General features: G+C 75.6%; 11 protein-coding genes. 2 read left to right on the top strand and 9 right to left on the bottom strand.

All coding sequences use genetic code 11. From position 1 onward, the window contains the following. Positions 1-9: 9 nt before the first annotated feature. The 9 genes from eccD to AB0J86_RS00125 all read right to left on the bottom strand — a co-directional run bounded on the left by eccD (position 10) and on the right by AB0J86_RS00125 (position 11,179). On the bottom strand, positions 10-1,329 hold the full coding sequence (gene eccD / locus AB0J86_RS00165; protein ID WP_363850081.1) for a type VII secretion integral membrane protein EccD: 1,320 nt from the start codon (positions 1,327-1,329) through the stop codon (positions 10-12). Between the two features lie 9 nt (positions 1,330-1,338). Next, positions 1,339-1,605 carry a hypothetical protein gene (locus AB0J86_RS00160; RefSeq protein ID WP_363850079.1) on the bottom strand — a complete coding sequence of 89 codons (267 nt, stop codon included), beginning with the start codon at positions 1,603-1,605 and terminating at the stop codon, positions 1,339-1,341. Positions 1,606-1,775: 170 nt separating this feature from the next. Then, entirely contained in the window at positions 1,776-4,898 is a 3,123-nt protein-coding gene (locus tag AB0J86_RS00155; protein ID WP_363850076.1) for an alpha/beta hydrolase, read from the bottom strand. Between the two features lie 3 nt (positions 4,899-4,901). Continuing rightward, positions 4,902-5,372, bottom strand: coding sequence for a DUF6507 family protein (locus AB0J86_RS00150; protein WP_363850073.1), 471 nt, complete (start codon positions 5,370-5,372; stop codon positions 4,902-4,904). Between the two features lie 21 nt (positions 5,373-5,393). Continuing rightward, entirely contained in the window at positions 5,394-5,699 is a 306-nt protein-coding gene (locus tag AB0J86_RS00145) for a pore-forming ESAT-6 family protein (protein ID WP_363850070.1), read from the bottom strand. 19 nt (positions 5,700-5,718) lie between these two features. Beyond that, on the bottom strand, positions 5,719-6,054 hold the full coding sequence (locus AB0J86_RS00140) for a hypothetical protein (protein WP_363850067.1): 336 nt from the start codon (positions 6,052-6,054) through the stop codon (positions 5,719-5,721). A 204-nt stretch (positions 6,055-6,258) separates the two neighbouring features. After that, positions 6,259-7,287, bottom strand: a complete 1,029-nt coding sequence (locus tag AB0J86_RS00135) for a DUF6177 family protein (RefSeq protein WP_363850065.1) — start codon at positions 7,285-7,287, stop codon at positions 6,259-6,261. Between the two features lie 67 nt (positions 7,288-7,354). Next, positions 7,355-10,591, bottom strand: coding sequence for a BTAD domain-containing putative transcriptional regulator (locus AB0J86_RS00130; protein ID WP_363850062.1), 3,237 nt, complete (start codon positions 10,589-10,591; stop codon positions 7,355-7,357). Positions 10,592-10,699: 108 nt separating this feature from the next. After that, on the bottom strand, positions 10,700-11,179 hold the full coding sequence (locus tag AB0J86_RS00125; RefSeq protein WP_363850059.1) for a MarR family transcriptional regulator: 480 nt from the start codon (positions 11,177-11,179) through the stop codon (positions 10,700-10,702). An 87-nt stretch (positions 11,180-11,266) separates the two neighbouring features. On the opposite strand from AB0J86_RS00125, the gene AB0J86_RS00120 reads away from it, so the two are divergent. Further along, entirely contained in the window at positions 11,267-12,220 is a 954-nt protein-coding gene (locus AB0J86_RS00120) for an ABC transporter ATP-binding protein (RefSeq protein WP_363850057.1), read from the top strand. Then, on the top strand, positions 12,217-13,839 hold the full coding sequence (locus tag AB0J86_RS00115; protein WP_363850054.1) for an ABC transporter permease: 1,623 nt from the start codon (positions 12,217-12,219) through the stop codon (positions 13,837-13,839). Before AB0J86_RS00120 ends, AB0J86_RS00115 begins: the two co-directional genes overlap by 4 nt. Positions 13,840-13,876: the final 37 nt, after the last annotated feature.

Below are 13,876 nucleotides of genomic sequence, written 5' to 3'. Positions count from 1 at the left end.
ACGAACTCCTCAGAACGCATGCAGTAGCCGGCCGTAGACGCCGAAGACGCCGACCACGACGGGCAGCGCCGCCACCACGGCGACCATCTCGATCCGGTCGGCGATCCGGCGCAGCCGCGCCTGGACGTGCGGCGGCGGCTCGACGGCGACCAGGGCCAGGCAGCCCGCGGCCACGACGGCGAGCGCGAGCGGCATCGCCACCGACACCTCGCCCGCGCCGCGCCGCCAGGCCAGCAGCAGCGCCACCAGCACGACGACCGCCGCGACCAGCAGGGAGAGGACCTCGCCGACGAGCGGATAGGTACGCGCCCGGCTGAGCAGGATCACCACGAGCAGCCCGGCCAGCGGGGCCGTCCAGCGGTTCGGGTGGGCCGCGAGCAGCCAGCCCGCGAGCGCGGCCGACCCGGCCGTGGCCAGTACGGCGAAGCCGAGCGCCCGGTACGCGGCGTCGAGCGCGGTGGTGACGTCCCGGCGGGTGACCTCGGCGCCGCCGGTCAGCCGGTCGTCGAGCCGGGTCAGCCCGGCGCTGGAGAGGGCGATCCGGGGCAGCAGTCCGACCAGGATGATCGAGACGGCGGCCAGTACGGCGGCCAGCCGCTCGGCCGGGAGTTCCAGCAGCGCGCCGGCGAGCCAGAGCCCGGTCAGTACGAGCCCGAAGGCGCCGCCGACCAGTCCGGCGCGCCCCAGCGGGGTGGCGACGCCGTGCAGCGCCAGCAGGATCGCGGCGAGTCCGGCCAGCAGCGCCCAGCGGGCGTACCCCGGCCAGCCCTCGCCCGCCGTCCACGCCGCCGCCAGCCCGACGCCGCTGGCCGCGAGCAGTACGCCGGTGCCGAGCGGCTCGCGTACCCGGCCCAGCGCGACGCCGAGCAGGCAGCCGGCCCCGGCGAGCACGGTGAGCCAGACCAGCGCCGCCGCGCCCGGCACCAGCTCGCGCAGGAACGCGGCGCCGAGCAGCAGCGCGAGACTGCCCGCGCCGGTCGCGGTCCAGCGGCGTGCTGCCGGACCCCAGCGCCAGGAGCGGCGGGCGAGCCCGTCGGCGGTCTCCTCGGTGACGTCGTGCACCACCGGGGCGGGCGGGCTGTCGTCGACGCCCACGAGTTCCAGCACCGAGCCGTCGGCGATCTCGGCGGTGGCGAGCGTGGCGTCGCTGGCGAGTACCGCCCCGGTACGGGTGACCAGGTGGCGCGGGCGTGGCGGCCGGGAGATCGGCTCGTCGAGCAGCCGCAGCACGTCCGGCAGGAGCCGCCCGACCGGTTCGTCAGACGGCAGTACGGTGTCCAACCGGCGCCGGGTGCCGACCACGGTCACCCGGCTGTAACGCGCCGCCACGCTGCCTCCTCATCGGCCCGGTCCGGTCGGCCCGACCGTCGGGTTGAGCTGTTCCCGCTGTTGCTGCTGCTGCACCGCGATCTGGTGCTGGACGAACGACCAGCCGACGCAGCCGCCGGTCAGCACGGCGGCCACCACCACACCGGCCATCGCCCGGCCGAGGTTCTCCTCGTAGGACCGCCGGATGGCGAGCGATCCGTAGAGCAGCGCGTCCCGGAGCCGGCGGCGACGTACCGCCACCGACTCCAGCAGCTGGGTGTCGTAGTCGCGCGCCATCCGCTACCCGCCCACCCGGCCGTCGGGCCTCGTCCGCCGCGCACCCGCCCCGTGGTCGGGTGCGATCGGCCGGCCGCTCGTCCCGTGGCCGGACGCCGCCCCCCGCCGGCCGCTCGTCCCCTGGCCGGACGCCGCCCCCCGCCCGCGGCCGGACCTGATCCGCCGGTCGCTCATCCCGTGGTCGCCGGGGCGTCCGGCGCGACCGGGACCGCCAGCGGGTGGCGGCGCAGGTACTCCACGATCGCCAGGTCCGGGTGCCGCTGCAGGAACGCCACCGCCGCCTGGTAGCTCGGCTGCGCGCCGGCCGTGTTCGGCGGCTGCGGCCAGATCATCTCGCCGGGCATCTTGCCGGTGGTGTTGATCGGGCCGTTCTGCCAGAGCACCACGCCGAGCGCCTGCTCCCGTACCGGCTCCGGCAGCCGGGCCCACGCCTGCTGGAAGGCGTTGTGGGCCGGGTCGGCGTGCGGGTAGGACCGGGGTCCGTCGACGGTGGAGAGCCACTCGCCCGCGCCCGGCGGTACGAGGGTGTCGCCGTAGGCCGCCCGGACGAGCGCGGTCAGCCCCCGGCCGCCCGCGGTCGCCAGCCGCTGCCGCAGCAGCGGGGGCAGCGCCTCCCGCACCTGGTCGTACCGGCCCGCGATGATCGCGCCGATGCTCTTCGAGGTGTCGCCCGCGGCGTACCCGGTGGCGACCTTGTGGCCGGTGCCGCCGGTCGCGTCGACGTGCACGCCGTGCTGCGGGGCCGCGTGCCACCCGGTCCAGGCGATCGGGTCGCGGCTCGCGTTGACCCAGAAGACCCGGTCGTGGCCGGGCGCGGCCGGCAGGTGGAGCAGGTTCTCCAGGTCGCGGCCGACGCCGGGGCTGCCCAGGAAGGCGACCGAGTCGAACCGGGCGCCGTGCTCGATCGCGTACCGGCCGACGAGGGTGCCGTAGCTGTGCGCCACCAGCACCGTCTCGCCACCCGGGTGCTGGCGTCGCAGGCCGTCGACGAAGTCGTGCAGGTCGCTGGCGGCCCGCTGGGCGATGCGGGTGTGCAGCCCACCGACGCCGGCGGGCGGCTGGTAGCCGAGCCAGGCGATCATGGCGGTGCGCTGGTGCGCGTCGGCCCGCGCCCCGTCGGCCAGCCACCGCTCGATGCTCTGCCGGAAGCCGGGGAACTTGTCGAGGTTGTTGAACATGCCCGGTACGAAGATCGCCCGGCGTTCGGCGGTGGCGAGGTCGCCGTACGCCACCACCGCGCGCCCCTCGGCCGGGTCGTACCGCAGCAGCGTCGGCTCGCCGTACCGGCCGGTCACCGGGTCGCGGTACGGGGCGAGCATGGCCTTCAGCGCCGCCACCCGCTCGTGGTCCGGCCCGACCTTGCCGAGCAGCGCCGCCAGGTCCCGCTCGGCCCGGGCCCGGTTCGCATCGGCGTACATCTGCGGCGGCACGGCGTCGCGCAGCGACCGGACGAGGTCCGGGTGCTGGTGGGCCAGGGCGGTGCGCTCCTCGGCGGTGAGGTGGTCGACGTAGTCGCGCACGGCGTGGCTCCGCCCGGCCGCGTCGGGATGCCGCGAGACGAGGTCGTCGATCCGGGCCGCGTCGTGCGCCGCGGAACCGGTCGACAGGCCGGTACGGTGCGCCGCGCCGATCCGCCGCTCGGCCTCCGCGCCGATGCCCGCCCGGTCGGCGTCGAAGCGGTCCTTGAGGCTCCGCTGTTCGGCGTCGAAGCGGTCGGTGATCCGCGGGTGCTCCTCGACCGGGGCGTGGCGCAGCGCGTCCAGCCTCTGCTGGTGCAGCGCGGCGCGCTGCTCGTGGTACCGGTCGGAGAGGCGGGCGTGCTCGCGGGCGGCCCAGTCCGTGGCGTGCGGTACCGCGTCGCCGGACCCACGGGCCGGGGAGATCCCGGCGGCGGGACCGGTCGCCGCGTCCGCGTCGTGGACGAGGTGTCCCGGGTCCAGGCCCCGGGCCCGGTCGAGCAGGTGGCCGACGGTCGGCAGCCGGTGCTGGGCGAGGTCGACGCCGGCGCCGAGGGCCTTGCCGGCCAGCCGGACGTCGAGCCCGATCCACTTGCCGTTAGCGGCCAGCTCGGGCACCCTGAGCGCGGTGCCGGCGGCCTTGCCGAGGAAGCCGCCGTGCTCGGCGATGCGGGCACCCTTCGCGCTGACCGTCTCCAGCGCGTGGGCGATGCCCGCCCCCTTCACCGGCGACGGGCCGACCAGCCCCCAGACGTTGCCGAGGATCTTGCCGGTCCGGACGGCGCCGTCCTTCTCGTCGGAGGCGACGAACGACGTGCCGATCCCCTTGATGATCTCGATGTTCTGCCGGCGCTGGCCCGCGTCGAGGTAGCTGGTGGGCTGGCCGGCCAGGAACATCCGGTAGTTGGCGCTCATCGTCTGCTTGAACGTCTTCACCGAGAACTTCAGGCCGAGCTGGCCGCGGTGCGCCGGGTCCCGCGCGGTGACGAAGGAGAGCCCGAGGAAGCCGGCCGCGTACTTGGCGCTGGAGATGACCGTGCTGTCCAGGAAGCCGGCGATGACCTTGGTCAGGACGTCGATGCGCTCCTTCGGCAGCGACTGGATCCCGCCCCAGGGCAGGTTCGCGCCGCCGGTGAGGCCGAGCCGGCGCCAGTCGCCGTACGCCCGGGCCGCCGCGGCGTCGTCGGCGCGCAGGGCGCCGTTGCCGAACGGGCGTACCGGCGGGAGGTCCTCGGGCGCCGGCAGCGCCGTGGTGTCGGTGTGCCCCTCCAGCGCCGAGACGCACGCCTGCTCCGCCCGCAGTACGGCGTCGAGCGTGTCCCCGACCTGGTTGCAGAGGCTCAGGTTCTCCTCGTGCCCGTGCCGCCCGCTCACCGGGTAGATCTCGGTACGCCAGTCCTTCGGCGTCTTGTGGGCCAGCGTCGAGTCCTCGGTGAAGTTCAGTGCCCAGGCGCGGAACGCGCTCGCCTGCCCGCGCAGCCACTCCAGCGTCTGCATCGCCCCGTCGACGGCGGAGGCGAGCGCGGTCAGGGCCTCGCCGGCGGCCTCCAGGTCGGTACGGACGTGGGTCGCCTTGCTCACCACCCGGGACATGCCGGCGGTCAGATCGCCCAGCTCTGGAGCGTCGTAGTGCTCGGGGAGGCCGCCCTGCCAGCGCTTGTTGATCTTTCCGGCGCTGGCGGCGACCTTGCCACCCAGCGACCTCAGCCTCGCCGCGTCGGCGTGCAGCCCGCCGGTGTCGTAGTGCAGCTCCGGGATCGCCGCGGGATCGATCAGCGCGCCGCCCTGGCCGAACCTGCCCAGGGCGCCGTGGCGCCAGAAGTTGTCGCCGCTCATCGCCTAGTGCCCCTGTCCCACTTTCGCCAGCCAGTCGCTCAGGCTCGGCCGGTCCCGCGCGTCCTGCGCGTCCTGCCGGGGCAGGTTGCGCAGCCCGCCGGTCTGCCGCTCGGCGTCGTGCTGGGCCCGGTCCCCGACGTGCCCCGAGACGTAGCTGCCGGTGACCCGTACGCCCTGCTCGCCCCGGCGGGCCATCTCGACGTCGGCCTCCACGTACGCGTTGGTCGCGTTGACCGCCGCCGTGAGCACGGTGCCGGTGGCCGAGGCGAGCCCCTTGATCTGCCCGGTCGCGGCCAGCCCGAACGGGCCGAGCGCGGCGCGGACCGGGGAGGCCGGATCGCAGTGCCCGGTCGCCGACTCGACCGCCGCGGCGACGCCCTTCGCGTTCGCGGTGAGGTCGTGTTCGGCGAGCGCCGCCACCGACTTGACCACCGACTGGACCCCGTACGGCTCGATCCTGTATCGCGCTGCCACCGGTCGTCTCCCTCCGTCGGGTCAGATCGAGTCGACGGCCGAGCGGGCCCGGGACTGCGCCTGCGACGCGGTCGCGTCGTTGTCGCCCAGCGTCTTCTTGATCAGACCGATGATGTTGCGGACCTCCTGGGCGGCGTTGTTCCAGCGCACCTCCTTGTCGTGGTAGAGGTCGGAGACCCCGTCCGCCTGGAAGTCCGCCATGGCCGACTTGACCGCCTGGTCGCGGTCGCCGATCACCGCCTCCAGGCGGGAGACCACACTCTGGAGGTTGCCCTGCGCCTCCGCCGAGGCGCCGGTGTCGTAGCTGATCCGGTCCTGCGTCGCCATCTCACTCGTTCCCGTCTGCTCAGGCCCGGATCCGGAAGGACGCGCCGTCGAAGTTCGCGGCGCCCTCGCTGCCGCGGGAGTTGTCCGCCATGCCCTGGTCGCCCTCGACGAAGGAGACGTGCATGCCCCGCTGCCCGCCGAGGATCGACGCCACCGCCGAGTTGAGGTCCGCGGTGATCTGGTCGCCGCGTACCTTGAACCGGTCGAACGCGGCCTTGGCGCTGCCGTTGAACTTGCCCTCCAGCGGTTCCGCCGCCGCGATGAGCTGGTGGATCAGGCTGCCGAGGTCGTCGTGTGCACCCTGGGTCCGGTTCATGAGGGTCGGCAGCGCGTCACTGCCCATGTCGAATCGCATGGCTGCTCCCTGAAGCGGTGCGGTCGGTCGGTCCCGGGCGCGCGTCGTCGGCGCCTTCCGCCCGGATCGGCCAGAACTCGATCGACGAGCGGCCACCCGCCGTCCCGGCCCAGTAGAACCGGTGCGACTTGCCAAAGCCCTTGCCACCGACCTCGCCGCCGGGCGCCCGCCGGCCGTTCAGGGAGACGGTGCGGCGCGGGAGGCTCAGCGGGGCGGATCGGGGAGGTCGGCGGGGAGGCGCTCGGACAGCCGGTCGTACGCCTCCCAGCCGCCCGCGAGGTCGTACCAGACCGTCGGCCGCCGGGTCGCACCGATCAACGCGGCCCCGGGCAGCGCCAGCGCCTCGGCCAGGTCGGCGGGGTCCAGCACCCCCGGGCCGACGGCGAGGCCCACCGGTTCGCCGCGCCCGCCGTCGTACGGGGAGCAGGTGCCGTCCTCGCGCCCGGCGCAGCGTACGGCCAGCAGCGAGCTGAGCGGATGCTCCCGGGCCAGCGCGTCGGCGAGGTCGGAGAGCTCGGCCCGGCTCGTGCGCTGGCCGGCGGCGTACCCCACGGCCAGCGTGGCCAGCTCCACCACGCCTCCGGCCGCGCCGCCGATCTCCAGCGTGCCGGTCAGGGCGCGCTCGCCCCCACCCACGACGGTCAGCAGCGTCGCGCCGGGCCCCCGGCTCGCGGCGAGCAGGCTCAGCTCGGCGGGTCGCCACCGCTCGGTCACCGGCTCGGCCGTGCCCCAGCCGGCCGGCGCGGCGCCGGTGAGGGCGCGGCAGGCGGCCTCGACGGCGAGCCCGAAGGCGGCCGGCGGACGCTGGTGGTGTAGCTGGACGCCGAGCCAGAGCTGGTGGGCGCCGTCCCAGCCGTCGCCGGGCAGCACGGCGGCGCCGCCCGGCAGCATTTCGGCGTTGCCCGGCAGCACGGCGGCGCCGTGGTCCGCCGCGCCGGTGTCGTCGTCGGCCACGAACGCCCCGTCGCCCCAGCGCAGCCGCTCGCCGGTGAGCCCGTCGAAGTAGCGGCGGTCCCCGTCCTGCACCACCCAGCGGCTCTCCTCGCCCACCAGGGCGAGCCGCAGCGGTACGGTCATCCGGCTGCTGTCCGGGGTCACCACCTGTACGCCCCGGCCGTCCCGGGTGCCGGCGACGATCGCGTCGACCAGCCCGCGGTGCAGCGCGACCACCGGACGCTCCTGGAGCAGCACGCGTACGCGGTCGGTGACCAGATCACTGACGGGCCAGGTCATCGCGCGATCGTACCGCCGGCGCGGCCGGCCGGCCGGGACCGACGGCCGCCACGTCCGGAGTGGACGGTCAGGTGTTGAGTCGGATGATCTCGGGCAGCTCCGGTGCGGCCCCGGCCGGCAGGTCGTCGTCCCAGCCGAGGTCGGTCATGCCCATCTCGCGCAGCAGCGTGGTCGAGCGCCGCCAGTACGCCCGCGCCCCCTCCGGGTCGCCGAGCAGGTGGTGCGCCTGTCCGAGGCCCCAGAGCTGCTCGGCGACGTTGTACCGGTCCTCGATGGACTCGAAGAGCGCCAGCGCCCGCCCGTGGCACTCGACCGCGGGCGCGCCCCGCCCGGAGCGCTGGTACGCCCAGCCGAGGTTGGCCAGGGCGATAGCCTCGCCCAGCACGTCCCCGCGCCGGTGGCAGCGGTCGATGCTCTCCCGGTGGGAGGCGATCGCCTCGTCGAAGTGTCCGAGCGCCTGCTGCACCAGGCCGAGGTGGTTCAGGATCGAGCAGCGCCCCGCCTCGTTCCCGATCTCCTGGCTGACCGCGAGGCCGGCCCGCAGCTGCGCGACGGCCTCCTCGTAGCGCTCCAGCTGCCGGTACGTGATGCCGAGCCCGACCAGGCAGCCCACCTCGCCGATCCGGTTGCCGATCCGGCGCCAGGCCGCCAGGGCCCGCTCGTTGTACTCGATCGCCTCGTCGAGCGCGCCGATCTGGCCGTAGATCGTGCCCAGGTCCTCCAGCGCCTGCGCCTCGCCGTGCCGGTCACCGGTGCGCCGCGCGATCCGTACGGCGAGCTGGTTGAGCGAGATCCGCTCGCGCGAGTGCCCCCGGTTGGCCAGCGGGCGGTAGAGCGCCACGATGAGGCGGACGACCAGGCCCGGCAGCCCGCCGCGCGCGTCGGCGCCCGGGGGCGGCGGCCCGGCGCCGGGTGTCTCGGCGGACGGGCCCGCGTCGGGCGTCTCGGCGGACGGGCCCGCGCCGGGTGTCTCGGCGGCCTGGTACGCGGCGGCGACCATATTGGCCAGGTTCGCCTCGGTCCAGGCGATCGCCGCGGCGGGCGTACCGAGCGGGGCGGCGCCGCGCCACCCGGGGTCGGCGGCGCCGCCGGAGTGCGCGGTGCCGGAGACCCGGCGCGACTCGGTCGGGTGCAGCAGCCGGGTCGCCTGTTCGGCGCCCGCGAGGTAGTGCCGGAGCAGGCGGGCCAGGGAGCCGTCGCGGCGCGACCCGGGCTCCTCCCGCTGGGCCAGGTCCCGGGCGTAGAGGCGGACCAGGTCGTGCATCCGGTACCGGTCGGGGGTGCTCTGCTGGAGCAGATGCTCGTCGAGCAGCGCTTCGAGCAGCCCGTCCGCCTCGTGCCGGCTCGTGTCGGCCAGCGCGGCGGCGGCCTCGGCGGTCACGTCGTCGCCCGGGTGCAGCCCCAGCAGCCGGAAGAGCCCCTGCTGCGGCGGGGTCAGCGCCTGGTACGACATGTCGAAGGTGGCCTGCACCGCCTGGCGCCCCGCCGAGAGCTGCCCGAGCCGCTGGTCGGCGACGTCCAGCCGGGACACCAGCTCGCCCATGGTCCAGCTCGGCCGGGCCTGGAGGCGACGGGCCGCGAGGGTGACCGCGATGGGCAGGTGCCCGCAGAGTTCGGCGATCCGGGCGGCCTGTTCCGGTTGGGCCGCGACCCGCTGGTGCCCGGCGACGCGGGCGAGCAGGTCGACCGCCTCGCGCGGGGTGAAGACGTCCAGCGGCAGCGGCAACGCGCCCTCCAGCCCGGTGAGGTGGTGCCGGCTGGTGACCAGTACGAAGCACGTGGCGCTGCCGGGCAGCAGCGGCCGGACCTGCTCCTCGCTCGCCGCGTTGTCGAGCAGCACCAGGGCCCGCCGGCCGGCCAGGTGGTCGCGGTAGAGGGCGGCCCGGGCCTCCAGGCTGTCCGGGACCTGCTGCCCCGGTACGCCGAGCAGCCGGACGAACGTCTCCAGCACCGCGGCCGGGTCGGCGGGCCGGCGGTCCGGGTCGAAGCCGCGCAGGTCGGCCCAGAGTTGGATCTCGTCGAACCGGCCCTGCCCGACCAGCCGGTGCGCGGCGTGGATCGCCAGCCGGGTCTTGCCCACCCCGGCCATTCCCTCGACCACGCAGACCACCGTGCCGGTGCTGCCGTCGGAGAGCCGCTCCGGCACCAGCTTGGCGATCGCCTCCAGTTGCCCGATCTCGTGCTCGCGGCCGGTGAACTGGGGAATGTCCATCGGCAGCTGCCGGGGCGCCCGCACGGCGCCGCCCGCCTCGTCGCCGTCGCTCGCGGCAGGTCCGTCCCCGGTCGCGCGCGGTCCTCCGTCGCCGGCCGTCGGTGGTCCGGCGGCCGCCGCGCCGCTTCCGCTCCGGGAAAGTTCGCCCGCGGTGCCGGTCGTCGGTCCGCCGGCCGCCGCGTCGCCCCCGCGTCCGGGAGATCCGCCCGCGCCGCCGGCCGTCGGCGGTCCGCCGGCTGCCGCGTCGCCCCCGCCCCTGCTTCCGGGAGGTCCGCCCGCGGCGCCGGTCGTCGGTTCGCGCGCGGCGGGCGGGGACAGCTCCGGGTCCCCGGTCAGGATCGCCCGCTGCAACCGGCGCAGCCGTGGGCCGGGTTCGAGCCCCAACTCCTCGGCGAACCGCTGACGGGCCTGGCCGAGCGCGGCCAGCGCCTCGGCCTGCCGGCCCGACCGGTACAGCGCCAGCGCGAGCCGCTCCCACAGCCCTTCCCGCAGCGGATGGTCGGCGACGAGACCGGTCAGCTCGCCGACCAGGCGTTCGTGCCGCCCGCATTCGAGTTCGGCGTCGAGGGCGAGTTCGGTCGCCACCAGCCGGAGTTCGTCCAGTTCGGCGGCGACCCGCTGGTAGAGCAGTCCGGACGCGGTGTCGGCGAGCGCCGGTCCGCGCCACCGCGCCAGCGCCCGGCGCAGCAGGGCCGCCCGGGCCGCGGCGTCGCCGAGTTCCCGGGCCCCGGCGACCGCGTCGGTGAAGCGGTGCGCGTCCACCCGGTCGCGGTCGGTCTCCAGCAGGTACCCGCCGTCGCGGGCGTGCAGCCGTACGCCCGCGTCGCCGTCGCCGTCCGGGTCGAGGCACCCGCGCAGCCGGGAGACGTGCGTGTGCAGGCTGGCCCGGGCGGAGTCGGGCGGCTCGCCGTCCCAGAGCAGGTCCAGCAGCCGCGCCACGGCGACGGGGCGGTTGGCCTCCAGCAGCAGCACCGCGAGCAGGCAGCGTTCCCGGCGCCGGCCGATCGGCAACTGCCGCCCCGCCCGATACGCCCGCACCGGCCCGAGCAACTGGAACTCGGTCACGGCGGCCGGGGGCGGCGTGGGGGGCACGGGCCGACGGTACGCCCTCGCTGTCGATCATGGAGTCGTGGCCGGGACAGAAGCCCCTTCCCGGACGTATCGCCGACCACAAGTCCATGATCGACGTGAAGGGCCGCGTCAGGCCTGGCGGCTGGCCCGCCAGCGGGCGACCATCCCGTCGATCTCGCCCTGGACGAAGACGAAGAAGTCCCGCATGTAGGCGACGCGCCGGCCGCCGGGGGTCTGCTCGCCGAGCGCCCGTACGCCCTCGTCGGCCATGTCGGCGAACATCTTGTAGACGCCGCCCTTGAGGTTGAGGACCTCGAGCCAGCTGTCCTCGGGCACCCGGTAGCGGTCCCGGCGGGAGCCGGGCACGGGCTCGCGGATCAGCATCCCGAGTTGGGTCAGGTGGCGGACCGCGCCGGAGATCGCCGCCGGGCTGACGCCCAGCCGCTCGCCGATCTCGGCGGCGGTCATCGGGTCGTCGGCGCTCATCACCGTGTAGACGACCCGGGCCGCCATCCGGGGGAAGCCCAGCTCGCTCATGGTCAGCGCCATCCGTTCGACGAAGAGGCGGATCGCCTCGTCGTCACGCGGCGGCGGTTTGGTATCGGGCATGCGGGCCTCCCGGTCCTGACTCACCCCCCGATCCTGTCAGATTCCACTCGCTTCACAAAGTTGTGAAGCAAGCGTAGCGTCTGATACATGGAAAACGCCATTGAAGTGTCCGGCCTGGTCAAGACCTTTGGCCGGACCCGCGCGCTCGACGGGCTCGACCTGACGGTCCGCACCGGCGAGGTGCACGGCTTCCTGGGCCCGAACGGGGCCGGGAAATCCACCGCCATCCGGGTCCTGCTCGGTCTGCTCCGCGCCGACGCCGGCACCGCCCGGCTGCTCGGCGGCGATCCCTGGCGGGACGCGGTCGCGCTGCACCGGCGGCTCGCGTACGTGCCGGGCGACGTCACCCTCTGGCCCAACCTCTCCGGCGGTGAGGTGATCGATCTGCTCGGCCGGCTGCGGGGCGGGCTCGACCAGCGGCGCAAGGCGGAGCTGCTGGACGCCTTCGAACTCGACCCGCGCAAGAAGGGCCGCGCGTACTCCAAGGGCAACCGGCAGAAGGTCGGCCTGGTGGCCGCGCTCGCCTCCGACGTCGAGCTGCTGATCCTCGACGAGCCGACCTCCGGGCTCGACCCGCTGATGGAGGAGGTCTTCCAGAACGTCATCGGCCAGGAGAAGCGGAACGGGCGGACGGTACTGCTCTCCAGCCACATTCTCGCCGAGGTCGAGGCGCTCTGCGACCGGGTCACGATCATCCGCAGCGGTCGGGACGTGGAGACCGGCACGCTGGGCGAGCTGCGCCACCTGACGCGTACCTCGATCGAGGCCGAGCTGGCCGGCGCGCCGGACGGGCTCGCCGACCTGCCGGGCGTGCACGACCTGCGCGTCGACGGCCACCGCGTCCGCTTCGACGTCGACAACCCCGAGCTGGACGCCGCGCTGCGCCGGCTCACCGCGATCGGCGTACGCGGGCTGACCAGCCAGCCTCCGACGCTGGAGGAGCTGTTCCTGCGCCACTACGAGGCGCAGCCGGGCTCGGCGGGCGCCGGGAGCGGGGCGGGCCCGGCCGGCGAGGCGCGGCACGCCGAGGTGACGCGGTGAGCGGGCCGGGCGGCGGGAGCGCGACCCCCGGCGCGGGAGGGCTCGTCCGGCTGATCCTGCGGCGGGACCGGGTGATCCTGCCGCTGTGGATCCTCGCGCTCGCCGCCCTGCCGACCGTGTACGCGTCGAGCCTCGCCGAGCTGTATCCGACCCAGGCCGGCCTCACGGCGTACGCCAACGGCACGGCGAGCAACCCCTCGATGGTGGCGCTGCTCGGGCCGCTGCACGGCGACAGCCTCGGCGCGCTGACCGTCCAGCGGTGCGGCTTCCTGCTCGCCATCATCGCCCTGGCCAGCCTGCTCACGGTCGTCCGGCACACCCGTACCGAGGAGGAGGCGGGCCGGCGGGAACTGCTCGGCTCCGCCGCCCTCGGCCGGCACGCCGGGCTCACCGCCGCGCTGCTCGTCACGGTCGGCGCGGACGCGGTGCTCGGCCTGTTGGCCGCGCTCGGGCTGCTCGGCCAGGGGCTGCCGGCCACCGGTGCGGTCGCGTTCGGCCTGGCGGTGCTGGCCAGCGGCGCGGTCTTCGCGGCCGTCGGCGCGGTCACCGCCCAGCTGAGCGAGAGCGCGGGCGCGGCGCGGGGCCTCGGTCTCGGCGTGCTCGGCCTCGCCTTCCTGCTCCGCCTCGCCGGCGACTCCGGCGGCCGCGACGGCGGGCTGGGGTGGCTGAGCTGGCTCTCCCCGGTCGGCTGGGTACAGCAGATCCGGGCCTTCGCCGGGGAGCGGTGGTGGGTGCTCGCGCCCGCCGCCGGGCTGGCCGTCACGCTGGCCGCGCTGGCGTACGCGCTCTCCGCCCGCCGGGATGTGGCCGCCGGCGTTCTGCCGCCCCGGCTCGGCCCGGCGACGGCCGCACCGTCCCTGCGCAGCCCGCTGGCGCTGGCCTGGCGTCTGCATCGCAACGCGCTGATCGGCTGGTCAGTCGGGTTCGGGGTGCTCGGGACGGTGCTCGGCGGTGCCGCCGACGCGGTCCGCGAGGCGGCCGACAACAGCCCCGACCTGGAGGAGATCCTGGTCCGGATGGGCGGCCAGACGGGGTTCGTGGACGCGTACCTGGCCGGGATGATGGGCCTCGTCGCGCTCGGCGCCGCCGGGTACGCCATCTCGGCCGCGCTGCGGATGCGCACCGAGGAGGCGGCGCTGCGCAGCGAGCCGCTGCTGGCCGCCGCCGTACCGCGGCTGCGTTGGACCGGCGGGCACCTGGTCTTCGCGCTGCTCGGGCCGGCCGTCGTGCTCGCCGTGGGCGGGGCCGCCACGGCCCTGAGCTACGGCGCCGCGGCCGGCGACACCTGGGGACAGCTGCCCCGGGTGCTCGGTGCCGCGCTGGTGCAGCTGCCCGCCGTCTGGGTGCTCGCCGGGCTCGCCGTCGCGCTCTTCGGCCTCGTGCCGCGGCTGACCGTCGTGAGCTGGGCCGCGCTGGCCGCCTGCGTGCTGCTCGGCCAGCTCGGCGCGGTCCTGCGGCTGAGCCAGGCGCTGCTCGACGTCTCGCCCTTCACCCACGTACCGAGGCTGCCCGGCGGGGAGCTGACCGTACCGCCGCTGGCCTGGCTGCTCGGCGTGGCGCTGGTGCTGACCGCCGCCGGGCTCGCCGGCTTCCGTCGCCGGGACGTGCCGGTGAGCTGAGCAGCCGGGCGAGTGCCCGCCCCGGCCGGTGAGCTGA

It is taken from the genome of Micromonospora sp. NPDC049559, from assembly GCF_040676675.1.
Classification (GTDB): Bacteria; Actinomycetota; Actinomycetes; order Mycobacteriales; family Micromonosporaceae; genus JBFAPK01.
The sequence above is the reverse complement of the archived record's forward strand: the minus strand, read 5'-3'. Positions and strand labels throughout refer to the sequence as shown.

Coding starts and splice junctions, on each gene's coding strand:
- AB0J86_RS00160 (WP_363850079.1), bottom strand. CDS start 1,605: ATGGCGCGCGACTACGACACCCAGCTGCTGGAGTCGGTGGCGGTACGT.
- AB0J86_RS00155 (WP_363850076.1), bottom strand. CDS start 4,898: ATGAGCGGCGACAACTTCTGGCGCCACGGCGCCCTGGGCAGGTTCGGC.
- AB0J86_RS00145 (WP_363850070.1), bottom strand. CDS start 5,699: ATGGCGACGCAGGACCGGATCAGCTACGACACCGGCGCCTCGGCGGAG.
- AB0J86_RS00140 (WP_363850067.1), bottom strand. CDS start 6,054: ATGCGATTCGACATGGGCAGTGACGCGCTGCCGACCCTCATGAACCGG.
- AB0J86_RS00135 (WP_363850065.1), bottom strand. CDS start 7,287: ATGACCTGGCCCGTCAGTGATCTGGTCACCGACCGCGTACGCGTGCTG.
- AB0J86_RS00125 (WP_363850059.1), bottom strand. CDS start 11,179: ATGCCCGATACCAAACCGCCGCCGCGTGACGACGAGGCGATCCGCCTC.
- AB0J86_RS00120 (WP_363850057.1), top strand. CDS start 11,267: ATGGAAAACGCCATTGAAGTGTCCGGCCTGGTCAAGACCTTTGGCCGG.